General features: G+C 70.3%; 21 protein-coding genes. 13 read left to right on the plus strand and 8 right to left on the minus strand.

The window, feature by feature from the left end:
• Positions 1 to 33 precede the first annotated feature (33 nt).
• The 10 genes from ACQP2O_RS27380 to ACQP2O_RS27425 are packed head-to-tail and all read left to right on the plus strand — an operon-like array spanning position 34 to position 10863.
• Positions 34 to 1143, plus strand: a complete 1110-nt coding sequence (locus ACQP2O_RS27380; RefSeq protein WP_433190815.1) for an ABC transporter substrate-binding protein — start codon at positions 34 to 36, stop codon at positions 1141 to 1143.
• Complete coding sequence (locus ACQP2O_RS27385; RefSeq protein ID WP_433190817.1) at positions 1136 to 2269, plus strand: ABC transporter ATP-binding protein; 1134 nt, start codon at positions 1136 to 1138, stop codon at positions 2267 to 2269. Before ACQP2O_RS27380 ends, ACQP2O_RS27385 begins: the two co-directional genes overlap by 8 nt.
• 3 nt (positions 2270 to 2272) lie before the next feature.
• The gene (locus ACQP2O_RS27390; RefSeq protein ID WP_433190819.1) at positions 2273 to 3193 is read left to right on the plus strand and encodes an ABC transporter permease; all 921 of its coding nucleotides are present in this window, start codon (positions 2273 to 2275) and stop codon (positions 3191 to 3193) included.
• A complete protein-coding gene (locus ACQP2O_RS27395; RefSeq protein ID WP_433190821.1) occupies positions 3190 to 4050 on the plus strand; it encodes an ABC transporter permease in 861 nt (286 codons plus the stop codon). The genes ACQP2O_RS27390 and ACQP2O_RS27395 overlap by 4 nt, the downstream gene beginning before the upstream one ends.
• Entirely contained in the window at positions 4047 to 5438 is a 1392-nt protein-coding gene (locus ACQP2O_RS27400) for an aminotransferase class III-fold pyridoxal phosphate-dependent enzyme (protein ID WP_433190823.1), read from the plus strand. Before ACQP2O_RS27395 ends, ACQP2O_RS27400 begins: the two co-directional genes overlap by 4 nt.
• Before the next feature lie 22 nt (positions 5439 to 5460).
• On the plus strand, positions 5461 to 6441 hold the full coding sequence (locus ACQP2O_RS27405) for a succinylglutamate desuccinylase/aspartoacylase family protein (RefSeq protein WP_433190825.1): 981 nt from the start codon (positions 5461 to 5463) through the stop codon (positions 6439 to 6441).
• A complete protein-coding gene (locus ACQP2O_RS27410; protein WP_433190827.1) occupies positions 6438 to 7910 on the plus strand; it encodes an aldehyde dehydrogenase family protein in 1473 nt (490 codons plus the stop codon). Before ACQP2O_RS27405 ends, ACQP2O_RS27410 begins: the two co-directional genes overlap by 4 nt.
• Entirely contained in the window at positions 7907 to 8878 is a 972-nt protein-coding gene (locus tag ACQP2O_RS27415) for an aldo/keto reductase (RefSeq protein WP_433190829.1), read from the plus strand. Before ACQP2O_RS27410 ends, ACQP2O_RS27415 begins: the two co-directional genes overlap by 4 nt.
• 20 nt (positions 8879 to 8898) lie before the next feature.
• Positions 8899 to 9564 (plus strand): haloacid dehalogenase type II, encoded by a 666-nt coding sequence (locus ACQP2O_RS27420; RefSeq protein ID WP_433190831.1) that lies wholly within the window; start codon positions 8899 to 8901, stop codon positions 9562 to 9564.
• Positions 9565 to 9579: 15 nt separating this feature from the next.
• Positions 9580 to 10863 (plus strand): NAD(P)/FAD-dependent oxidoreductase, encoded by a 1284-nt coding sequence (locus ACQP2O_RS27425; RefSeq protein WP_433190833.1) that lies wholly within the window; start codon positions 9580 to 9582, stop codon positions 10861 to 10863.
• A gap of 61 nt (positions 10864 to 10924) precedes the next feature.
• Here the strand turns inward: ACQP2O_RS27425 and ACQP2O_RS27430 are convergent, their stop codons facing one another.
• The 3 genes from ACQP2O_RS27430 to ACQP2O_RS27440 are packed head-to-tail and all read right to left on the minus strand — an operon-like array spanning position 10925 to position 14479.
• Complete coding sequence (locus ACQP2O_RS27430; RefSeq protein WP_433190834.1) at positions 10925 to 13090, minus strand: xanthine dehydrogenase family protein molybdopterin-binding subunit; 2166 nt, start codon at positions 13088 to 13090, stop codon at positions 10925 to 10927.
• Positions 13090 to 14040, minus strand: coding sequence for an FAD binding domain-containing protein (locus ACQP2O_RS27435; RefSeq protein ID WP_433190836.1), 951 nt, complete (start codon positions 14038 to 14040; stop codon positions 13090 to 13092). Before ACQP2O_RS27435 ends, ACQP2O_RS27430 begins: the two co-directional genes overlap by 1 nt.
• Positions 14027 to 14479, minus strand: a complete 453-nt coding sequence (locus tag ACQP2O_RS27440) for a (2Fe-2S)-binding protein (RefSeq protein WP_433190838.1) — start codon at positions 14477 to 14479, stop codon at positions 14027 to 14029. The genes ACQP2O_RS27435 and ACQP2O_RS27440 overlap by 14 nt, the downstream gene beginning before the upstream one ends.
• 285 nt (positions 14480 to 14764) lie before the next feature.
• Between ACQP2O_RS27440 and ACQP2O_RS27445 the strand changes: the two genes are divergently transcribed.
• A complete protein-coding gene (locus ACQP2O_RS27445) occupies positions 14765 to 15340 on the plus strand; it encodes a TetR/AcrR family transcriptional regulator (protein WP_433190840.1) in 576 nt (191 codons plus the stop codon).
• Between the two features lie 72 nt (positions 15341 to 15412).
• Here ACQP2O_RS27445 and ACQP2O_RS27450 read toward each other — a convergent pair whose 3' ends face one another.
• Positions 15413 to 16906 (minus strand): MFS transporter, encoded by a 1494-nt coding sequence (locus ACQP2O_RS27450; protein WP_433190842.1) that lies wholly within the window; start codon positions 16904 to 16906, stop codon positions 15413 to 15415.
• Positions 16907 to 17091: 185 nt separating this feature from the next.
• Between ACQP2O_RS27450 and ACQP2O_RS27455 the strand changes: the two genes are divergently transcribed.
• Entirely contained in the window at positions 17092 to 17463 is a 372-nt protein-coding gene (locus tag ACQP2O_RS27455; RefSeq protein WP_433190844.1) for a YciI family protein, read from the plus strand.
• Entirely contained in the window at positions 17460 to 18671 is a 1212-nt protein-coding gene (locus tag ACQP2O_RS27460; protein WP_433190846.1) for an RNA polymerase sigma factor, read from the plus strand. Before ACQP2O_RS27455 ends, ACQP2O_RS27460 begins: the two co-directional genes overlap by 4 nt.
• 52 nt (positions 18672 to 18723) lie before the next feature.
• Here the strand turns inward: ACQP2O_RS27460 and ACQP2O_RS27465 are convergent, their stop codons facing one another.
• The 4 genes from ACQP2O_RS27465 to ACQP2O_RS27480 all read right to left on the minus strand — a co-directional run bounded on the left by ACQP2O_RS27465 (position 18724) and on the right by ACQP2O_RS27480 (position 22215).
• Positions 18724 to 19686 (minus strand): sigma-70 family RNA polymerase sigma factor, encoded by a 963-nt coding sequence (locus ACQP2O_RS27465; RefSeq protein WP_433190848.1) that lies wholly within the window; start codon positions 19684 to 19686, stop codon positions 18724 to 18726.
• Between the two features lie 190 nt (positions 19687 to 19876).
• Positions 19877 to 20584 (minus strand): hypothetical protein, encoded by a 708-nt coding sequence (locus tag ACQP2O_RS27470; protein ID WP_433190850.1) that lies wholly within the window; start codon positions 20582 to 20584, stop codon positions 19877 to 19879.
• 60 nt (positions 20585 to 20644) lie between these two features.
• Positions 20645 to 21460, minus strand: a complete 816-nt coding sequence (locus tag ACQP2O_RS27475; RefSeq protein WP_433190852.1) for an SDR family NAD(P)-dependent oxidoreductase — start codon at positions 21458 to 21460, stop codon at positions 20645 to 20647.
• On the minus strand, positions 21457 to 22215 hold the full coding sequence (locus tag ACQP2O_RS27480; protein WP_433190853.1) for an SDR family oxidoreductase: 759 nt from the start codon (positions 22213 to 22215) through the stop codon (positions 21457 to 21459). Before ACQP2O_RS27480 ends, ACQP2O_RS27475 begins: the two co-directional genes overlap by 4 nt.
• Positions 22216 to 22246 lie beyond the last annotated feature (31 nt).

Consider the following 22246-nt stretch of genomic DNA (forward strand, 5'->3'; position numbering starts at 1 on the left):
GACAGACGACAGCACGACCAGGAGGTATCGGCGATGAGAGAAGCACGGATCGACCGGAGGGCGTTCCTCCTCGGAGTCGGCGGAGTCGCGGCGGGCATCACCGCGACGTCGCTGACCGGATGCGGGACCGGAACGAGCCGTTCGGCGGGCGCCGCCGCCGGCGGTGGCGGCGGGAAGAAGACCCTCGTCGTCCGCAACAGCGGCGGCACGTACGGGGACGCGAACCAGAAGGCGATCTACGAGCCGTTCACCAAGGAGACCGGCATCACCGTCCAGGTGGTGAACATCGAGTACGCGCAGATGCTCGCCCAGATCAAGCAGGGCAGGCCGCAGTTCGACGTCATCGACGACTCGATGGCCGACTTCGTGCTGTTCGGCAAGGAGAACGCCCTGCAGAAGCTGGACCAGGACCGGCTGAAGAACTTCAAGGGCGCCGGCATCGCGGCCAACCTCGTCACCCCGAACGCCATCGGCAAGAACTACTGGGCCAGCGTGATGGCCTACCGTACGGACGCGTTCGGCGGGAAGACGCCGCAGTCGTGGGCGGACTTCTGGGACACCAAGACCTTCCCGGGCAACCGGTCGCTGCAGAATCCGGACGCTGACCTGCCGGAACTGGAGTTCGCGCTGCTGGCCGACGGCGTGCCGCTCGACAAGCTGTACCCCATCGACGTGGACCGCGCGTTCAAGGCGATGGACCGCATCAAGGGCTCGGTCAAGAAGTACTGGGACACCGGTGCCCTTCCCGGGGTCCTGCTGGGCCGCAAGGAGGTCGTCGCCTCCAGCGTCTGGCACGGCCGGCTCGACGCGCTCATCAAGCAGGGCCAGCCGCTCGCGTACCAGTGGAACGGCGCGCGACGGCAGAGCAACGGGTGGGGGATCCCGAACGGGGCCGCCAACACCGACGCCGCCTACCAGCTCATCGACTTCTCACTGCGGCCCGACGTGCAGGCGCACTTCGCCACGCTCTACCCCATGGGGCCGGTCGTCCAAGCGGCGTACAAGCAGCTGCCCGCCTCCGTGAGCAACAACCTCGCCAGCTCCCCGGAGCACCTGCACACCGGGTTCGACCTCGACGTCGACTGGTGGATCAAGAACCAGGACGCCGTCATCAAGCGCTGGCGGGGGTGGGCACGTGGCTAAGGCCGGAGTGATGGCACAGGCCGAGTCGCGCGCCGGCGCCGCAACGCTGGCGGGAAGCGGCAAACCGCTGTCCGCCACCGGGCTGCGCAAGACGTACGCGGGCGTCGTCGCGGTCGACGAGGTGTCGATGGAGATCGAGGCGGGGGAGTTCGTCACCTTCCTCGGGTCCTCCGGTTCGGGCAAGACCACGACCCTCATGATGATCGCCGGATTCGTGGAACCGGACGCCGGCGTCATCAAGGTCGGCGACCGTGACGTCACCCGGCTGGCCCCGCAGAAGCGGGGGCTCGGGTTCGTCTTCCAGCAGTACCTGCTGTTCCCGCACATGACCGTCGCGGAGAACATCGCCTTCCCGCTGCAGCTGCGCGGACTGTCCAAGGCCGAGATCCGCCGTCAGGTCGGGCAGGTCCTGGAGATGGCCGGGCTCACGGGTTACGGCCGCCGGCGCCCGCGCGAGCTGTCCGGCGGGCAGCAGCAGCGCGTCGCCCTGTGCCGGGCGCTGGTGTACCGGCCACCGGTGATCCTCATGGACGAACCGCTCGGCGCCCTGGACAAGAAGCTGCGCGACCAGCTGCAGACCGAGATCAAGAACATCCAGCGCGAACTGGGCCTGACCGTCATCTACGTGACGCACGACCAGGAGGAGGCCCTGGTCCTGTCCGACCGGATCGCGGTGATGCGCGACGGCCGCATCGACCAGTTCGACACTCCACGGGAGCTGTTCGAGCGGCCGCGGACCGCGTTCGTCGCGGACTTCCTCGGCGCGGCCAACTTCCTGTCCGGCCGCCTGGAGGAGCACACCGCCGAGCACACCGTGGTCCGGCTCGACCACGGCGGGCTCCTGACCGCGCGGCAGCACTCGTACGCGCCCGGCCATCGGGTCCAGGCCGCGGTCCAGCCCGGCCGGGTGGGCCTGTGCGGACCGGCCGACGGCTTCTGTACCGGCACCGTCGAGACGGTCACCTACGTGGGCACGCTGGTCCGCGTCGGGGTCCGCCCGCACGGCGCCGAGAGCCTCGTACGGCTCGAGCTCCCGGCGGGCCGCGCGCCCGTCGCCGGAGAACAGGTCGGGCTGACCGCCGAGGCCGGCGACGTGTCCCTCTTCGACCTCGAAGAGAGCGGGTGAGCCGTGGCCGGATCCGTTCTCGCCCCCGTGCCGACCTCCGCCGCACCCACCGCCAAGGACCGCCTGCGCCGCTCGCTGCGCAGCCGCCGCACCCGCTCGGGCCTGCTCAACGGCGCGCCCATCGTCATCTACCTGCTGGTCCTGTTCGTCTACCCGATCCTGAGCACGCTGCTGCTCAGCGTCAAAGGCGCACGCGGCGGCCTGACCCTGCACTGGTACGCCGACGCCCTCAGCGGCACGAACCTCGCCGTCCTGCTCACCACCCTGCGGATCTCCGTCGAGACCTCGCTGATCAGCGTGGTCATCGGGTTCCTGCTCGCGTACGCGATGTCGCGGCTGCGTCCCCTGTGGGCCGGCCTGATGATGCTCATCGTCGTCGTGCCGCACTTCATCAGCGCGCTCGTGCGCACGTACGGCTGGATCATCCTGCTCGGCGACCACGGCGTGGTGAACCAGCTGCTCGTCGACCTGCACGTCCCCGGCGCGCCGTTCCAGCTGCTCTACAACGAGATCGGCGTCATCATCGGCACGACGTCCGTCATGCTGCCCTACACGGTCCTGCTGCTGTACGCCGTGATGCGCGGCGTGGACCGGCGGCTGCTCGCCGCCGCCGCCAGCATGGGCGCGGGCCGGCTGGTGACGTTCCGCCGCGTGTACCTGCCGCTGGTCGCGCCCGGTCTGGTCAACGCCGCGGTGCTCAGCTTCATCCTCTGCCTGGGCTACTACCTCACCCCGGCACTGATGGGCGGCACCAAGCAGACGGTCGTCGCGGCGCTCATCGACGACCAGGTCATGAAACAGAACCAGTGGAACAGCGCGGCGGCGCTCGGCGTCATCCTGCTGCTCCTCACCTTCGCGGGGCTGTCGCTGCTCCGCCTGGCCAGGGCGATCGGCGCGAACGCCAGGCAGCGAGGTGCGGCATGATCGGCCTGCGCGGAAGCCGGGCCGGGCGCATCTGCCTCGCCGTGGCCTCCATCGTCATCCTGCTGTTCCTGGCGATGCCGATCGTGGTGATCGTCGTGACCTCCTTCGGCAACGACGCGCTCGGCTCCTTCCCACCGCACTCCTGGACGTTCAACTGGTACCACCAGCTGTTCGCCTCCGGCAGCAAGTGGCCCGGAGCGCTGTCCCTGAGCGTGCTCGTCGCCTCGATCACCACGGTGTTCTCCCTGGTGCTGGGCGTCACCGCCGCGACCGCGCTGGTCCGCAGCGACCTGCCGCTGCGCTCGGCGGTCTACGGGCTCGTCCTGGCGCCGATGGTCATCCCGCAGGTGGTCATCGCGCTCGGCCTGTTCCTGCTGTTCGACCCCGCCGCGATGCTCGGCAGCCCGATCGCGATCGCCCTCGGCCACACCGTGCTGGCCGCGCCGATCGCGGTGCTCATCCTGATGGCGACGTTGCGCGGCATCGACGAGCGGCTGGAGGACGCGGCGGCGAGCATGGGCGCCGGCCGGCTGACGATCTTCCGGCGCATCACCTTCCCGCTCGCCGCTCCCGGGATGGTGGCCGCCGCCGTCTTCTCCTTCATCACCAGCTTCGACGAGTTCTTCATCTCCCAGTTCCTGTCCTCGGTCAACACGACCACCCTGCCGGTGCAGGTGTTCAACGTGCTGAATTACGACGTCGATCCGACGGTCACCGCGATCAGCGCCGTCCTCATCGCCGTCGCCGTGCTCGCCCTCGCGCTGGTCGGCCTGGTGCGCCGGCTGGGCTCGGGCCGGGCGAGCGGTCTGCTCCCCGTCGAGTCGGCCGCGGCCCTCCCCGGAAACGAGGCCCAATGACCACCGAATGGCCGGCCCTGGCAGCCCGGCACTTGCTGCTCAACATGACGTCCAACGGCTCGCTCGGCCCCGACGGCACGCCGGTGTTCGTGCTGCGCCGGGGCGAGGGAGCCCACGTCGAGGACACCGACGGCAGGCGCTACATCGACGGGCTGTCCGGGCTGTACTGCTGCCAGCTCGGCTACTCCTACGCCGGTGAGTTCGCCGAGGCGGCGGGCCGCCAGATCCGCGAGCTGTGCTTCAGCCCGCTGTGGTCGGCCTCGGCGCATCCCGCCGCCATCGAGCTGGCCGAACGGCTCGCCGACCTGGCCCCCGAAGGCGTGGACCACGTCTTCTTCAGCGCCGGGGGAGCCGAGGCCGTGGAGACCGCTCTGAAGATGGCGCGCCGGTACCACGCGCTGCGCGGTGAGCCGGGCCGTACCAAGGCCATCTCCCGGCGCGGCGCCTACCACGGGCTGACGCTCGGCGCGCTGGCCCTGACCGACGACCCGGGCCTGCGGGAGCCGTACGGCGACCCGGCGATCGAGACCCGTTTCGTGGCCAACACCAACCGTCACGGGCTGGCCGGCATGGCCGACGACGCGGCCTTCACCGCCTACCTTCTCTCCGACGTCGAGGCCGCGATCCTGGCCGAGGGCCCGGAGACGATCGCGATGATGATCGCCGAGCCGGTCCAGAACCGCGGCGGGTGCATCACGCCGCCCGCCGGCTATTGGCAGGGGCTGCGGGACCTGGCCGACCGGTACGGCTTCCTGCTGGTCGCCGACGAGGTGATCACGGCGTTCGGCCGGCTCGGCGAGTGGTTCGGCGGCGAACGGTACGGCGTGCGGCCCGACATCGTCACGGTCGCCAAGGGCCTCACCGCCGGGTACGCCCCGATGGGCGCCACGCTCGTCGCGGACCGGGTCGTGGAGGTGCTGAACCGCCCCGGCGCCGTCCTCAACCACGGCTACACCTTCGGCGGCCATCCGGTGAGCGCGGCGATCGCGCTGCGCGCGATCGACATCATGACGCGCGAGCGGGTCCTGGACAACGTGCGTGACCTGCAGGACCACCTGGCCGAGCGGATGGCGGCGCTGTCCGCGCTGCCGATCGTCGCCGACGTGCGCGGCGCCGGGTTCTTCTACGCCGTCGAGCTGTCCGGCGACCAGGAGGACGGCGGCTTCAGCGACGCCTGCCGCGCGGAACTCGTCGGCGACCTGATCCCGCGCGCGCTGCGCGAGTCCGGGCTGCTGGCGAGGGTCTACAACCGCGCCGCGCCGCTGGTGCAGATCGCGCCGCCGCTGGTCGGCGACCGTGACCTGCTCGACCGGATCGTCGACATCATCAGCGACGCCCTGGAACGCGCGTCCGCGCGGCTGACGACCCCGGCCATCCCCATCCACTGACGACGGAACGAGGAATTCGAACATGACGGTGACAGGCGACACCACGACGGCGTACACCATCGGCCCGGTGACCTGCGCGCCCGGTGAACGCGCCGAGGGCCTGATCCCGGTCGGCGTCAGCTCGTACGGCGTCGAGCTCGGCATACCGGTCATCGTGGTCAACGGCGCCGCGCCCGGACCGGTGCTGTGCGTGGACGGCGGTGTGCACGGCGACGAGTACGACGGGATGGAGGCGGTCCGCCGCGTTCTCGCCGAGACCGATCCGGCCACGCTGCGCGGCACGCTCGTCGGCATCCCCTGCGTGAACACGCCCGCCTTCGAGGCCGCCGCCCGCACCAGCGGCCTCGACCACGCCAACCTCAACCGGATCTTCCCCGGGGACGCCGACGGCTCCTTCTCGCTCCGGCTCGCCGCGACCTTCGTCGAGCAGGTCATCCCGGCCGTCGACGCGCTGGTCGACCTGCACACCGGCGGGACGTTCGGGGAGATCGCCCCGCTCACGATCGTGCAGGGCGGATACGAGGAACTGGCGACCCCGATCGGTCTCGCGGCGGGTCACGAGCTGATCTGGAAGGGCGGCTCCTGGGGCGGCACGGCGCGCCTGTCGACGCTGCAGGCGGGCAAACCGGCCATCACCATCGAGGCGGGCGGCGGCACCTACCGGGAGGGCACCGTCGACCTGCACGTCGGGAGCGTCCGCAACATCATGCGCCGACTGGGGATGATCGACGGCGAGGTCGAACTGCGTGACCGCTACACGGAGGTCACCGGGACGTTCGCCCGCTCGGCCGCCGGCGGTTTCTTCCTCGGCCACGCCGGGCCGGGCGACCAGTGCAAGGCCGGCGACCTGCTCGGCCGTGTCGTCGACCACTACGGCCGCACCCTGGAGGAGGTCCGCGCCCCGGAGGACGGCATCGTGCTGTGGCAGCGCAGGATCCGCACCGTCCGCCCCGGCGACGAAATTGTGATCTTCGGCGCGGTGCGCGGGGAGATCCGGCCGTGACCGGCGATACAGGACGCCAGGACGTCCGCGGGCTGCTCATCGACGGTGAGCGCGTCCCGGCTGCGGACGGCCGCACCTTCACGGTCGTCGACCCGTCCTGCGGTGCCCCCGTCGCGGAGGTGTCGCGGGCCGCCGCGGCCGACGTGGATCGGGCGGTGGCCGCCGCGCGGGCCGCGCTGGTCTGCCCGGAGTGGGCCGGGATGCGCGCCGCCGACCGCGGCCGCCTGCTGGCCCGCATCGCCGCCGAGATCCGCGCGCAGGGCGAGGCGCTGGCCCGGCTGGAGAGCCTGGACGTCGGCAAACCGCTGCGCGAGGCCCGCGCCGACGTCGAGGCCGCGGCCCGCTACTTCGAGTTCTACGCGGGTGCCGCCGACAAGCCGGCCGGTACGACCATCCCGCTCGGGCCCGGTCTGCTGGACTACACCGTCCGCGAGCCGATCGGCGTGTCCGGGCAGATCATCCCGTTCAACTATCCGCTGCAGAACACCGCGCGCGGCGCGGCGCCGGCCCTGGCCGCCGGCTGCACCGTGGTCCTCAAGCCGTCGCCGGAGGCGCCGCTGAGCCCCCTGGAGATCGGCCGGATCGCGGTCGAATGCGGGCTGCCGTGGGGCGTGCTCAACGTCGTGCCCGGATACGGCGAGGACGCCGGGGCCGCGCTGGCCGGCCATCCCGGCATCGACCAGATCACCTTCACCGGCTCCGTCGCGACCGGCGTGAAGGTGGCGCAGGCCGCCGCCGCGAACGTCGTGCCCTCCGTGGTGGAGCTCGGCGGCAAGTCCCCGGTCGTCGTCTTCGCCGACGCCGACTTCGACCGGGCGCTGGCCGCGGTGGCGGGCTCGGCGTTCGGCAACGCCGGGCAGACCTGCTCGGCGGGCACCCGGCTGCTGCTGCAGCGCGGCGCGGAGGAGTTCCTCGACCTGCTGGTCAAGCACGCGGAGGCGATGCGGCCCGGCCCCGGCCTGTCGGACCCGGACATCGGCCCGCTGGTGTCGGCCCGGCAGCGCGACCGGGTCGAGCAGTACCTGGCCCTGGCCCGCGAGGAGGGCGCGGTCGTCCGCACCGGCGGCGGCCGGCCGGCGGACCCGGACCTGGCCGACGGGTACTTCATCGAGCCCACCGTCCTGACCGGGCTCACCAACGACGCGCGCACCGCCCGCGAGGAGATCTTCGGGCCGGTCATCACCGTGCTCGAGTTCGACGACGCCGACGAGGCCCTCACGATCGCCAACGACAGCCCGTACGGCCTGTCGTCCTACGTGTGGACGCGCGACGTCGACCGGGCGATGCGCCTGGCGGCCGGGATCCGGGCCGGGCAGGTGTACGTCAACGCCACCGGCGTCGGCACGGGCGTCGAACTGCCCTTCGGCGGCTTCAAGCACAGCGGCTGGGGCCGGGAGAAGGGCATGGAGTCCCTCGCCGGCTACACGCAGGTCAAGAACGTCTGCCTCGGCTTCACGGGAGGGAGGTGACCGTGCGCTACCGGCGGCTCGGCCGTGACGGCCCGCTCGTCTCGAGCGTCGGCCTGGGCGGCAACAACATCGCCTCCCGGCTCGACGAGGACGGCACCCGCGCCATCGTGCACGCGGCGCTGGACGCCGGGATCACCCTGTTCGACACCGCCGACATCTACGGCGCGTACGGCGGCGCGGAGGCCGGCGACGGCGAACGCCTGCTCGGCGCCGCGCTCAAGGGCCACCGCGACGAGGTCGTGCTGGCCACGAAGTTCGGCATGAGCATGGGCGAGGAGGCCGACCGGTACGGCCCGCGCGGCGCGCCGCGTTATGTGCGGCACGCCGTGGAGGAGTCGCTGCGCAGGCTGGGCACCGACCGCATCGACCTGTACCAGTACCACGAGCCCGACGGCGTCACCCCGATCGAGGAGACGCTCGGCGCGCTCGATGAGCTGGTCGCCGAGGGCAAGGTGCGCCACATCGGCTGCTCCAACCTGCCCGCCTGGACGCTGGCCGACGCGGCCTGGCAGGCCCGCACGGCCGGCCTGCCCGCGTTCGCCGCCGTGCAGGCGCGGTACCACCTGCTGGACCGCTCCGCCGAGACCGAGCTGGTGCACGCGTGCCGGCGGTTCGGCGTCGGCCTGCTGCCGTACTATCCGCTGGCCAACGGCCTGCTCAGCGGCAAGTACCGCAAGGGCGAGGCACCGCCGCCCGGCAGCAGGCTGTCGTGGCGGGAGGGCTGGCTGACCGAGGCGGCGCTCGACCGGGTCGAGGCGCTGCGCGCGTTCGGCGCCGAGCGTGGCCTGACGCTCCTGCAGGTCGCCGTGGGCGGTCTGGCCGCGCTGCCCGCGGTCGGCTCGGTGATCTGCGGCGCCATGACCCCCGAACAGGTCGCCGCCAACGCCGCGGCGGCCGACTGGACACCTGACGCGGCCGACCTGGCCGCACTCGACGACATCGTGACCCCCGGCGAGCGGGTGGTCTGACGACCATGAGGACGGAGAACATGCGGCAGATCGTCACCTTCGACGCTTACGGCACCCTGATCGACTTCCAGCTCGGCCCGACCACCCTGAAGGTGCTCGCGGACCGGCTCGACCTGGACGGGCTGAACGTCGAGGAGTTCCTCGACGACTTCCGCGTCATGCGGTTCCAGGCCGTCCTGGAGGCCTACCGCCCCTACGACGAGGTCCTGCACTCCAGCATGGAGAAGGCGATGCGCCTGCACGGCCTGGACTTCCGCCCCTCCGACGGCGACGCCCTCGTCGCGGCGGTCCCGACGTTCGGGCCGTTCCCGGAGGTGCCGGACGCGCTGCGGGCCCTCAAGAGCCGGTACGAGATCGCGATCATCTCGAACACCGACGACGACCTCATCAAGCACAACGTCGCCAACATCGGCGTGGAGTTCGACCACGTCATCACGGCCGAGCAGGCCAAGGCCTACAAGCCCTCACGGGAGACCTTCGAGTACGCCCACAAGGCCATGGGCGTCGAGCCGTCCTCGGTCATCCACGTCGCACAGGGCTGGGAGTACGACCTGATCCCCACCCGCGACCTGGGGCTGCACCGCCGGGTGTGGATCAACCGGTACGGGCGTCAGGGCAGCGCCGACTACCGGCCGTACGACGAACTGCGCGACCTGTCCGGCCTGCCCGCCCTGCTCGGCTGCTGACCTCGGGAGACCCGCATGAAGCAGATCCCCTACTGGCTCGACACCGCCCCGCCGTTCCCCGACCGGTCCGGTGGGGACCTGCCCGACGAGGCGGACGTCGTCGTGATCGGCGGCGGCCTCACCGGCCTGTCCACCGCGCTGCACACCGCCCGCAAGGGCGCCGACGTCGTCCTCGTCGAGAAGGACAAGGTCGGGTCGGGCGCCTCCGGCCGCAACGGCAGCATGTGCACGCAGGGCATCACCATCGGCGTCGGCGAGGCCCGCAAGCGCTACGGGCGGGAACGCGCCCGCGAACTCTACGGCGCCTTCCGCGAGGCCGTCGACGTCGTCGAGAAGCTGACCGTTGACGAGCAGATCGACTGCGATTTCAAACGGTCCGGGCGGCTCGGCGTGGCGTTCAAGCCCGAGCACTTCGCGGCGATGAGGGAACAGCAGCGCGTCCTGGCCGCCGACTTCGATCACCGGACCACGCTGCTCGACCGGACCGAGCTGCGGTCGGAGCTCGGCTCGGACTACTACCACGGCGCCCTGCTCGACCCGCTCAGCGCCGGCCTGCACGTGGGCAAGTACGTCCACGGCATGGCGGCGGCCGCCGAACGCGCCGGAGCGGTGATCCGTGAGCGGAACGCGGCGACCGCCGTGACCCGCGACCCGGACGGCCGGTTCCTCGTGGAGACCCTGCACGGCACGATCCGCGCCCGGCAGGTCATGGCCGCCACCGACGCCTACACCGACCGGTCCATGCCGTGGTTCCGGCAGCGGCTGATCTGCGTCGGCAGCTTCATCATCGTCACCGAGCCGCTGGGGGAGGAGCTCGCCCGCGAGGTCATCCCACGGGCCCGGCTCGTCGTCGATTCCAAGAACATCGGGCACTACATCCGGCTGACCCCCGACAACCGGCTGGCGTTCGGCGGGCGGGCCCGGTTCGCGCCGTCCGACCCGGCCTCGGACCGCAAGAGCGGGCAGGTGCTGAAGCGGGAGATGGCCGAGATCTTCCCGCAGCTGGCCGACGTCCGGATCGACTACGTCTGGGGCGGCAGCGTCGGGTTCAGCTACGACCGCATCCCGCACGCCGGCGAGGTCGACGGCGTGTACTACTCGATGGGCTACTGCGGCCACGGCGTGCAGATGGCGACGTACATGGGGCGGGCCATGGCCGAGGTCATGGACGGCCATCCGGAGGCCAACCCGCTGCGCGGTCTGGGCTTCCCGAAGGTCCCGGTGCCCTTCTACAACGGCACCGCCTGGTTCCTGCCGTTCGCCGGGGCCTACTACAAGGCGAAGGACCGGCTGCGCTGACCACGGCCGGTCCCGGCTGTCGGCTGGGGAAGCGCCGCAATGGCGCCTCCCCAGCCTCCACTCAGGGCAGGAGATCCTCGATCACGATGGGGATGTGACGGACCCGGATGCCGGTGGCGTTGTAGACGGCGTTGGCGACCGCCGCCGCCATGCCCACCATGCCGATCTCGCCGATGCCCTTGGCCCCGACGGTGTTGTGCAGAGTGTCCGGGTACTCCACGAAGTGGACGTCGACATCGGATATGTCCGCGTTCACCGGGAGCAGGTAGCCGGCGAGGTCGGCGTTGGCCGGCCGGCCGTTCTCCTCGATCTCCAGGCCCTCGTGCAGGGCGGCGGACACGCCCCAGATCATGCCGCCGATGATCTGGCTGCGAGCCGTCTTGGCGTTGATGATCCGGCCGGCGTCGAAGACGCCGAGCATGCGGGACACGCGCGTCTCGCGCGTCCACTTGTGCACCCGGACCTCGCAGAACTGGGCGCCGAAGGAGCTGAACGAGTGCTTCGTCAGCTCTTCGCCGGGCGCCGACGAGCCGATCGCGGAGATCGACGAACGATTCACCGTCCGGAGCAGCTCGCCGAAGGTCATCGCCTGGCCGTCCGCCAGCACGCGGCCGTCCGCGTAGGAGACCTCCAGGCCCTCGAAGGGCGCGCCCGGGGAGGACGCCAGGGCCAGCAGCTCGTCGATCACCTGCGCCGCGGCGATCATGATCGCCGAGCCCGCGCTGGCGGTGCCGGTCGAACCGCCCGACATGCCGCCCGGCGGAAAGGCCGAGTCGCCCAGCCGTGGCGTGACCCGGGCCGGTGGGATGTCGAGCGATTCGGCGCCCACCAGGGAGAGCACCGTCAGCAGTCCGGTTCCCGGATCCGCGCCGCTGGTCGCCACCTCGGCCGTGTCGTCGTTGCGCAGGGTGACCTCCACCGAGGCCGGGAAGCGGAGGGCGGGGAACATGGCGGTGGCCGTACCAAGGCCGACGAGCCAGTCGCCGTCGGTGTGACCGTGGGGCGTGCGGTGCGCCCAGCCGAACCGGGCCGCGCCGATGCGGAAACACTCCTCGAGATGCTTGCCCGACCACAGCAGGTCCTTGCCCAGCGGCGCGGTCGAGTCGTTCTTCATGCGCAGCTCGATCGGGTCCATGTTCAGCGCGACCGCCAGTTCGTCGATGGCGCTCTCCAGCGCGAACGACCCGGGGGCCTCGCCGGGCGCCCGCATGAACGTGGTCGGCGGAATGTTCAGCGGCACCATCTTCTGGCTGATGGCCAGGTTCTGGGTGGCGTAGTACTCCCTGGTGCTGTGCGAGGTCGGTTCGACGAACGACCGGTCCATCGGCGTAGCGGACCACGAGTCGTGGCGGATCGCGTTCAGTGAGCCGTCCGTGGCCGCGCCGAGGGCGATCTTCTGGATCGTCGCGGCGCGGGTCGCGGTCGCGGTGAAGACCTGTTCCCGGCTCAGTACGACCTTGACCGGCCGGTCGAGGGCCCTGGCCGCCGCCGCCGCGAGAAACGCCGCGACGGACGTACGGGCTTTGCCGCCGAAGGCACCGCCCACGAACGGGTTGACCGAGTGTACCGACGACGGATCCACATTCAGCGCCTCGGTCAGCTCCATCGCCTGGAGGTTGGCCCCTTGGTTTCCGCTGTAGACCGTGAGTGCGCCGGAGTCCCACACCGCGACCGCCGAGTGCGGCTCCATCGCGGCATGGTTCTGGGTCGCGGTGGAGTACGTGGCCTCGACGACCACCGGGCCGGCCTCCAGGGCGTCCTCGATGGAGGAGACGCCCGGCGCGAGAATGGCCATGGTCGAGGGCGAGCCGTCGCGGCTCGGCGGCGCGTCTTCGGCGGACGGGAGACCGTCCCGCAACGAGGTCAGGGCCGGACGCTCGTGGTAGGTGACCTCCACGGTCATCGCCGCGTCCCGGGCCTGCTCGTACGTCTCCGCCACCACGAGACCGATGGGCTGGCCGTAGTACGTGACCTCCTTGTCCTGCAGGGGAACCCACGTCTCGCCGAACAGGGTGTTCGGTGTCCGCAGGTCCAGCGGGTCGAACGGCGAGTACGCGTCGATCACCCCCGGCGCGCTCCTGGCCGCCGTCAGGTCCATCGCGCGGATCTCGCCGTGGGCGATCGTGCTGACCACGATGCAGCCGTGCGCCATGCCGGGAAGGTTGTTGTCCGCCCCGTACGTGGCCTGGCCGGTGACTTTCAGCGGTCCGTCCAGCCGGCTGGGCATCAGCGACTCCCCTCGATCAGCGCACGAACGACGGTCCGTTTCAGCAAGGACACCTTGAAGCCGTTGCCGGGCAGCGGCCTGGCTCCTTCGGCCGCCACCGACGCGGCGTCCTCGAAGGCCGCTTCCGTCGCGGGCGCGCCGCGCAGGGCCGCCTCGACCGCGGCCAGCCGCCACGGCCTGGTCGCCACGCCGCCGACGGCCACCCGGGCGTCGACGACGCGCGAGTCCCGGATGTCCAAGGCGACGGCGGCGGAGCAGAGCGCGAACTCATACGACTGCCGGTCCCGCACCTTCACGTAGGTGGAGCGTCGGGCCCAGTCCAGCCGCGGAACCACGACCTCGGTGATCAGCTCGCCGGGCCGCAGGTCGTTCTCCACCTCCGGCGTCTCACCCGGCAGGCGGTAGAAGTCGGCCAGCCGGACCGTGCGGGTTCCCGAGGCGCCGGCCAGCCGGACCTCCGCGTCCAGGGCGACGAGGGCGACCGCGAGGTCGCTGGCGTGCGTCGCCACGCACGAGTCGCTCGTACCCAGGACGGCGTGTGTCCGGTTGGCCCCCGAGACGGCCGGGCAGCCGCTGCCGGGTTCGCGCTTGTTGCAGGGCATGGTGACGTCGCGGAAGTAGCCGCAGCGGGTGCGCTGAAGCAGGTTGCCTCCGATGCTGGCCATGTTGCGCAGCTGCTGGGAGGCGCTCTGCAGCAGGGCGCGGGAGATGGCCGGGTACACGCCGGGATGCCGGGCGACGTCGCTCATCCGCTCCAGCGCCCCGATCCGCAGGCCGTCGCTGGTGTCGATGCCACGCAACGGCAGCGCGTTGATGTCCAGGACATGCCGCGGCGTCATGACGTTGAGCTTCATCAGGTCGACAAGAGTGGTGCCGCCGGCGAGGAAGGTCCCGGTCGAGGCGAGGGCGGCCTCCACGGTCGCGGGCGCCGACAGATCAAACGGTCGCATCGGCTCGCCTCGCCTGGTCGACGGCGGCCACGATGTTCGGGTACGCCGAGCAGCGACAGATGTTGCCGGACATGAACTCCCGGACGTCCTCGACGTCCTGCTCGACCGCTGCGACCGCCGACATGATCTGGCCGGACGTGCAGAACCCGCACTGGAGGGCGTCCTGGTCGACGAACGCCTGCTGGACCGAGTGCAGCCGATCGTCCGTGGCCAGGCCCTCCACCGTCGTCACCGATGCTTTGACCGTGGCGGCCAGGGTGAGGCAGGAGAGCACGGGCCTGCCGTCGACGTGCACGGTGCAGGCGCCGCACTGTCCGCGGTCGCAGCCCTTCTTCGGGCCCGTGATGCCGAGGCGTTCACGCAACGCGTCCAGCAATGTCACGCCGGGATCGATGCTGAGCTGTTCGGTACTGCCATTGATTTCGAGGGAGATATCCACCGAATCTCTTTCCCGCGAACCACCGTTGGACTTCCGCGTCGGACGGCTCGGCGGTGTGAATGATCACCAGCCGCAGCGCGGTACCGCCCACGTCGGGGGCCCGTCGCCGAACGGAACCGGATATCTATCCGGTACATGCTCCCGAAGCTATCGGATTCTTATCCGCTTTGCAATGATGGATCCGCGCCCCCGGCGGTCCGCGCAACGCGCGCATCGGTCCAAGCCCGTCGGTGCACTACATTTCACGTGGGCAGACCGCGACGCGCTGCCGGGGAGGGACGAACGATGACGACGGGAGCGGTCAATCCCAGGCGCGCGGACACGCGGCGCAACCACGAGCGCATTCTCGCGGCGGCGTTGGAGTCGCTGACGACGTCGGGCGAGATCTCGTTCAACGCCATCGCGAAGAAGGCGGAGGTGGGCGTCGGCACCGTGTACCGGCACTTCCCCACACCGGAGGTGCTCGTCCTGGCCGTCTACCGCCGCGAGGTGCAACACCTCGTCGACGTCGTGCCGACCCTGCTCGAGACGAACACACCGGAGCAGGCCTTCCGCGCATGGACCGGCCACCTCGCGCGCTACATGATGACCAAGCGCGGTCTGGCCGACGCCCTCCGCACCGCCACGACCTCCCATGAGGAACTGTTCGCAAAGGCCTACGAGGCCATGGTCAGCGCGGTCTCCACGCTGCTGGAGGCCAACGTCCGCGCCGGCTCGGTCCGAGCCGGCGTGGATCCGCCGACCGTGTTGCGCGCGTTGAGCGGCCTGCTGCATCTCAACCCCAGAGAAGACTGGCAGAGCCAGTCGGAGGACCTCACCGACCTGCTCTGGAAAGGCATGCGCGCCGACCAGGGCGAATGACGGTGAGTCTCCGGCCAGGAAGATCGATCTTTGGCGCGTCCGGCCGTCGGCATCGCGTTGGTTGACGCGGCACTATGAGCGGGTCGCCTCGTAGTCGGGGAGTGCGGCCGGGGCAATCCGGGGCGCCGGGCGCATGGTCAGGGTCAGTACGGCCAGCCCGGCGAAGATGACCGCGGCGATGACGCCGGTGACATGCAGGCTCGCGGTGAACGCCGCCCGCGCGGTGTGCAGCAGTTCCGCGCCCTGGCCGGCGGGAAGGCGCCGGCCGGCGGCGACCGCGCCGGCCAGCGAGTCGGACGTGCCGTGCATCAGGCTGCGGTAGACCACCGCGGCGACCACACCGAGCAGCCCGAGGCCGAGCGAGCCTCCGAAGTAGTTGCCGGTCTCCGACATCGACGCCGCCGAGCCGGCGCGCTCCGGCGCCACGGATCCGACGACCAGCCCTGTGCCCAGCGCGAACAGCGGGCCGGTGCCCAGCGCCAGTACGGCGATGCCGATCATCGCCAGCGGGAGGGCGCCCGTACCGCCGACGGCGACCAGCAGCAGGCTGCCCAGCGCCGACATGACCAGCCCGCCGGCGATCGCGGTCGTCTGCTTCATCCGCCGGGCGAGCACCGGCGCGGTCATGGTGCCGGCCGCTACGCCCAGGCCCATCGGCGCGAACAGCATCGCCGAGGCGAACGGCGAGTAGCCCAGCACGCTCTGCAGGTACTGGGTCACGAGCAGGCCCGTGCCGGCCATGGCGATGCCGGCGAAGACCAGCGCCACGATGACGGCCGTGAACGGGCGGTTGCGGAACAACCGCAGGTCCAGCAGCGGCGTCTCCAGCCGCAGCTGCCGGCGTACGAACAGGTATCCGATGACCGCGCCGACGACGAGGGCCACCGCCGGCACGACTCCCACGCCCTCGACGCTCAGCTGCTTGATGCCGTAGACCATCAAGAGCACCGCCACCAGCGACATCCCGACACTGGCCGGGTCCAGCCTTCCGGCCTCGTCGCTGCGGAACTCCGGCAGCAGGACCGGCCCGGCGAGCACCAGCAGCACCATCACCGGCACGGCGGCCAGGAACACCGATCCCCACCAGAAGTGCTGGAGCAGGAACCCGGCGAGCACGGGGCCGAGCGCGCCGCCGGTGAACTGGCAGGTCGCCCAGATCGCGATGGCCTTCCCGCGCTGCTGTTCGTCGCGGAACATGTTGGTGAGCAAGGCAAGAGTGGACGGCGCCAGGGTCGCACCGGCGACGCCGAGCAGCGCGCGCACGACGATCAGCATCAGCGGGTCGACCGCGAAGGCGGCCACGACCGACAGCACCGCGAACGCCGCCGCGCCGACGATCAGCAGCCGCCGACGGCCGATCCGGTCGCCGAGTGTGCCCATTGTGATGACCATGCCGGCCACCAGGAACCCGTAGCCGTCGCTGATCCACAGCTGCTGGACGTTGGTGGCGCCCAGGTCGGCGCTCAGCCGTGGGAGCGCGAGGAGCAGCGCTGTCATGTCCATCGCGACGAGGAATGTCGGCAGCATGAGGAGGGCCGCTCCCAGCCACGCCCGGTTGACTCGCATATCCGAAAACTCCCTGTTCTCTCGACGTTTCGCCGGTTGGTCGGAGCGGTCGAGAGCTTCTTGACATCGGCACGGGGGAGAATCCACGGAAAAGTTCCGGCGGGGGATGTCAAGACGACGGCGGTGGCTCCGACCAACCGGTCGAAGGGCCCGACCGGGGCTCGCGAACCACGAGGGAGTACACGATGAAGTTCCTGATCAGCATGCACATCAACCCGGCCGTCCTGGACGCGCTGACCGACGAGGAGAAGGCGGCGATCGGCGACGGCCACGGCAGGTTCATCGAGGCGCTGAAGGAGTCCGGTGAGCTGATCACCACCCAGGCGCTCGTCGACCCGTCACAGGCCGCCGTGGTGTCCGTACGCAACGGCCAGCCGGTCGTGACCGACGGCCCCTTCCTGGAGGCCAAGGAGTACCTGGGCGGCTTCTACCTGATCGACTGCGAGAACAAGGAGCGGGCGATCGAGCTGGCGGCGCAGATCCCGGACACCGCGATCGAGGGTCTGGGGGTCGAGGTGCGGCAGGTGATGTTCGCTGACGGACAATTGGAAGCATGACCGCACCAGCTATCGAGGACCTGCTGCGTGAGCTCACGCCGCAGGTCCTCGGCGTTTTGGTACGCCGGCACGGCCAGTTCGAAGGGTGTGAGGACGCCGTGCAGGAGGCCGTCCTCGCCGCCACCGTGCAGTGGCCGGCCGAGGGAGTGCCGGACAACCCGCGCGGCTGGCTGGTGACCGTCGCGTCCCGGCGGCTCATCGACCAGATGCGCAGTGACCACGCCCGCCGCGAGCGGGAGTCGGCGACGGCCACCGAGGTGGCGCCCGAGGACGTAACGGACACCGACGACACGCTCGTCCTGCTGTTCCTGTGCTGCCATCCGACGCTGACCGCGGCCTCCCAGACCGCCCTGACGCTGCGCGCGGTCGGCGGCCTGACCACCGCCGAGATCGCCCGCGCGTTCCTGGTGCCGGAGGCCACGATGGCGGCCAGGATCAGCCGGGCCAAGCAGCGCATCAAGGCCGCCGGCAGCTCATTCAGCCTGCCGGACGGCGCGGAACGCGAGGAGCGGCTGCAGGTCGTCCTGCACGTGCTCTACCTGATCTTCAACGAGGGCTACGCCGCCTCCTCGGGCAGTGCACTGCATCGGCCCGACCTCGCGCGCGAGGCGATCCGGCTGGTCAGAATGGTGCACGCGCAACTGCCCGAGGACGGCGAGGTGACCGGCCTGCTCGCGCTGATGCTGCTGACCCACGCCCGCCGGGAGGCACGTACGACGGCGGCCGGCGACCTGGTGCCGCTGGACGAGCAGGACCGGACGAAGTGGGACCGCGCGCTGATCGACGAGGGCGTCGAGCTGGTCAAGGCGTCCCTGGCCGGTCCGGAGCTGGGGCCCTACCAGCTGCAGGCCGCGATCGCCGCGACGCATGCCGACGCGGCCACGGCCGAGGAGACCAACTGGCGGCAGGTGCACGCCCTCTACCTGATCCTGGAACGGATCGCGCCCAACCCGATGGTCACCCTCAACCGGGCGGTCGCGCTCGCCGAGACCGAGGGCCCGCCGGCCGGGCTGGCCCTGCTGTCCACCTTGGACGATGACGAGCGGATGGCCGGACATCACCGGCTGCTGTCCGTACGGGCGCATCTGCTGGAGAAGACCGGCGACCTGGCCGGGGCGTACGAGCACTACCGGCGCGCCGCGAAGTCCACCGCCAGCATCGCCGAGCAACGCTACCTGGAGTCCCGCGCCGGCCGGGTCAGACCGTAGATTCCAATCGAGGCCACCCAACGCAGAATCCGACGGCCCCGCCGTCGAACGCTCAGAGCCCGAACAGTGGAAACAGCCCTGAGCCGTGGAACGCGACGATCCGGCAGACGCGCTCGGTTGTGAGAGTCAGTACGTGCAGCGCATGTGGGTGGTGTGCGCCGTCGCGGCCGCGGGCGTACACCGCGAAGGCGGGTTGTCCGTTGGCGGAGGTGGGGACCAGTGCGGCCGGTCCGATCACTCGCATCTGTTTGGCCAGGAAGGCGAGGATGGTGTCGCGGCCTTCGAACCAGGTCGCGATCGGCGGCATTTCCCATCTGGCGTCCTCGGTCAATACCGCGACGAGTTGATCGACGTCCGCGGTTTCGAAGGCGGTGACGTATCGGTCGAGCAGGGCCCGCTGTCGTGGCTCGGCGGGTTCGGTCAGGTCGTCTTGGCTGAGCGGAACCTGGGCTCGGGCGCGCTGGAGCGCGCTGTTGACGGCCGCTGTCGTCATCTCCAGCAGTTGCGCCACCTCGGCGGTACGCCATTGCAGCACGTCGCGGAGAATCAGCACGGCTCGCTGTCGCGGCGGCAGCTGCTGGAGCGCTCCCACCAGCGCGAGCCGCATGGTCTGTCGTTCCACCACGACCGTCGCCGGATCGGCCGGTGCGGTGGTGAACAGGAAGTCGGGTATCGGCTGCAGCCATGGCACCTCCCGAGCTTGTGCGCCGAGCGCCGCATCCAGGTCTGTCTGGGGGGCGCCGAGATCCGCGGGCAGAGGCCTGCGTCTACTTTTTTCCAGCGCCTTGAAACACGCCCGGGTCGCGATTCGGTACAGCCAGGTACGCAGCGACGACCGTCCCTCGAACGCGTCGTAGGCACGCCAGGCGTCGAGGTAGACGTCTTGCACCACCTCTTCGGCCTCGTCGACCGAGCCGAGCATGCGGTAGCAGTAGGCGAGCAGCTCACGCCGGAACGGTTCGCTCAGGCTTCCGAAATCCTTGTCGCCGGCCGTGGCTTCAGTCATGGTGTGCATGATCCGCCGATTCTGTGGTGGCGGGGTGCGCGGCTCGCCCGGTTGGGCCGTATTCGCCGTGTCGCTTCAGCCACGAATATCGCGGCACCTGGGGGTATCCGTCGGGGGAGTCCTCCCATTCCGCCGACGTGACGACCTTGGGCCCGGTAGGTGTTGTTCATCGTGATATCTCTTGTGAGATGAATTCGGATCAGTGGACGGCGATGTCGGCCATGTCGATGGCGACGAAGACGATCTGGTCGTCACCCATTGGGGCGTAGGCTCGTCGCGTGGCGGGGATGATGATGCCGTCGACGTCGCGGTAGTCGGCGGCGTAAAGCTGCGACTCGACCGTCCGGCCGACGATGTCGATGGTGAAGTCGTGGCGGCGCAGCAACCCGTCCGGGCCGAAGCAGAACACCTGCGTGCGGGTGTGGCTCTTGATGTGGTCGGGGAAGGTCACTTTCAGCCGCCGCCATTTTTCACCGTCGGCCTCGATCGGGGCGATCTCCTCGCAGACGAACCCCGGCCAGGTGAACAGGAACGGCGTATTCAGGTATGTCCACAGTGCTTCCCCGGTGAAGTACGCGAGATGCAGGTCGTCCCACGGCGTCTCGAACTGGTGGCCGTCGAACGACCGTTCCGGGTCGTCGCGTGCCTCGACCACCGTGCCGATCGGTCGTTGCAGGACGACCCGGTCGGGTTCGAAGACCGACCGTCGGTCGTGGCCGACGAAGTCCATGGTCAGCCGTTCCCGCGTGGTGTCCACCTCGAAGCGGACGTTCGTCAGCGCGTCGCCTTGTCCCTTGATCTGCCAGAAGGCCCCGGTGATGGCGGCGTCGACAGCGATCGTGTGGATCCGGTTCCACCGGTCCACGCCACCGTGCGCGGCGACGGCGCTCGCGAGTAGATCGTTCATTGCTCTTGCTCCTCTGTAGGGATGCCCCGGCCGCCGAAACGGCGGCCGGGGCGAGTCGGGTCAGTCGGCGATGATTCCGCCGGTCAGGTTGGCGACGGTGCCGGTCATCGCGGATGCCCGGTCGGAGGCGAGGAACACCGCCGCTTCCGTGAGTTCGGCCAGCGTGGTCGGGCGTTTGCGGTGGCTCATAGCACTCGCCAGCGCGGTGAACTGCTCCTTGGTGATCCCCAGCGCGTCGGCGTGCAGCCCGTACACGACGTCGATGACCGGTGTCTCCACCATGCCCGTGGTGCGGAGGCAGATCGCGCGAACACCGTGCTGGGCCCATTCGGCCGACAGCGCGCGGTTGAGACCTTCCATCGCCGCCCAGCCGACGCTCATGCCGCCCACCAGGGGCAGCGGCAAGCGGGCCGGTTCGGGTGTGTGCATCATGATCACCCCTGATCGCCGGGCGATCATGTGCCGTGCGGCGGATTTCGCGGTGATGAAATGAGCCTGGGCATACGTGGTGATCGGGCGCAGGAAATTCTCGACCGGCAGTTCGGTGAGCGGTATTCCCTGCAATCCGACGGGCGAGATTCCGATCGCGTTGAACGACACGTCGATGCTGCCGGCGTCGGCGACGACCGCGTCCAGGTGCTCGGTCACGGATTTCTCGTCCCCGGCGTCCACCACGGCGGTCTCGACCGCTCCACCCGCGGCGGAGATCTCCTTCGCGACCGTGTCGATGACGTCGAGATTTCGCCCGGTCAGGAACACCCTGGCACCTTCGTGAGCGAAACCGCGGGCCACCGCACGACCGACCGCGCCGCCCGCGCCATAGACGACGACATTCTTGTTTTCCAGCAACATAACCTTCTCTTTCTGGTTGTTCACGCCATCGCGTGAAGTCCGTGGCCGGTGAGCTGGTACACCCGGTGCTCGTCCTGGTCGTCGGTGTCCTGGCACAGCCGCGCGATCTCGGTGCCGACGATGGCCGGCGTGAGAAGCGGTTGCAGTGCCGCCGCGAATGTGTTGGTGTCGATTCCCTGCCGCTGGGCGTATGCGGCGACCCCGGCGGCGCCGAGTTCGGTGGCAGGCGTCAGTTGCGGCAGTACGGTGGCGAAGCCGATGCCGAGCTGGGCGCGGCGGGATTCATCGGCGGCATATCCGGCGAGAAATCGGATCATCGCCTTTGCGCCCGAGTATCCGCCGCTGAGCGGTGAGCCGCGCAGGGCAGCCCCGCTGGATATCGCCACCACCAGGCTGCCTGGCGTCAGCGGGTGGCGCAGTGCCACGCGGATCCAATGGAAAGCGTGTTGGGTGTCGACCTGCCAGTTGCGGCTGAACGATTCCCAGGACTGTTCGTGTACTGGGCCGATGGCGGGTGTCGCGCCCGCGTTGAGCACGAGCAACGTCGGTTGGTGTTGCTCGATCAGGGTGCGTGCGGTCACCGCGTCGGTCGCGTCGGCGACAACCGGGACGAACGCCGCACCCAAGCGTCGGCGCACTTCCGCCAATGCGTCGGCGGTGCGCGCAACGCCGACGACCTGGTGACCTTGGTCGATCAGCGCGGCGGCGATCGCCGATCCGAAGCCGCGACCTGCTCCGGTGACCACCGCCGTGGTCTGTGACTGGCGCGTTGGGCTCATACCTGTACAGAGGCGAGCTCACCGCGAAAGT

Source organism: Actinoallomurus sp. CA-150999, assembly GCF_050942425.1.
GTDB lineage: Bacteria > Actinomycetota > Actinomycetes > Streptosporangiales > Streptosporangiaceae > Actinoallomurus.

What these genes read in the sequence shown, in the direction of transcription:
- ACQP2O_RS27395 (WP_433190821.1), top strand. Translation starts at nt 3,190, where the DNA reads ATGATCGGCCTGCGCGGAAGCCGGGCCGGGCGCATCTGCCTCGCCGTG.
- ACQP2O_RS27455 (WP_433190844.1), top strand. Translation starts at nt 17,092, where the DNA reads ATGAAGTTCCTGATCAGCATGCACATCAACCCGGCCGTCCTGGACGCG.
- ACQP2O_RS27430 (WP_433190834.1), bottom strand. Translation starts at nt 13,090, where the DNA reads ATGCCCAGCCGGCTGGACGGACCGCTGAAAGTCACCGGCCAGGCCACG.
- ACQP2O_RS27450 (WP_433190842.1), bottom strand. Translation starts at nt 16,906, where the DNA reads ATGCGAGTCAACCGGGCGTGGCTGGGAGCGGCCCTCCTCATGCTGCCG.
- ACQP2O_RS27400 (WP_433190823.1), top strand. Translation starts at nt 4,047, where the DNA reads ATGACCACCGAATGGCCGGCCCTGGCAGCCCGGCACTTGCTGCTCAAC.
- ACQP2O_RS27480 (WP_433190853.1), bottom strand. Translation starts at nt 22,215, where the DNA reads ATGAGCCCAACGCGCCAGTCACAGACCACGGCGGTGGTCACCGGAGCA.
- ACQP2O_RS27445 (WP_433190840.1), top strand. Translation starts at nt 14,765, where the DNA reads ATGACGACGGGAGCGGTCAATCCCAGGCGCGCGGACACGCGGCGCAAC.
- ACQP2O_RS27425 (WP_433190833.1), top strand. Translation starts at nt 9,580, where the DNA reads ATGAAGCAGATCCCCTACTGGCTCGACACCGCCCCGCCGTTCCCCGAC.
- ACQP2O_RS27435 (WP_433190836.1), bottom strand. Translation starts at nt 14,040, where the DNA reads ATGCGACCGTTTGATCTGTCGGCGCCCGCGACCGTGGAGGCCGCCCTC.
- ACQP2O_RS27470 (WP_433190850.1), bottom strand. Translation starts at nt 20,584, where the DNA reads ATGAACGATCTACTCGCGAGCGCCGTCGCCGCGCACGGTGGCGTGGAC.
- ACQP2O_RS27405 (WP_433190825.1), top strand. Translation starts at nt 5,461, where the DNA reads ATGACGGTGACAGGCGACACCACGACGGCGTACACCATCGGCCCGGTG.
- ACQP2O_RS27380 (WP_433190815.1), top strand. Translation starts at nt 34, where the DNA reads ATGAGAGAAGCACGGATCGACCGGAGGGCGTTCCTCCTCGGAGTCGGC.
- ACQP2O_RS27460 (WP_433190846.1), top strand. Translation starts at nt 17,460, where the DNA reads ATGACCGCACCAGCTATCGAGGACCTGCTGCGTGAGCTCACGCCGCAG.
- ACQP2O_RS27465 (WP_433190848.1), bottom strand. Translation starts at nt 19,686, where the DNA reads ATGCACACCATGACTGAAGCCACGGCCGGCGACAAGGATTTCGGAAGC.
- ACQP2O_RS27420 (WP_433190831.1), top strand. Translation starts at nt 8,899, where the DNA reads ATGCGGCAGATCGTCACCTTCGACGCTTACGGCACCCTGATCGACTTC.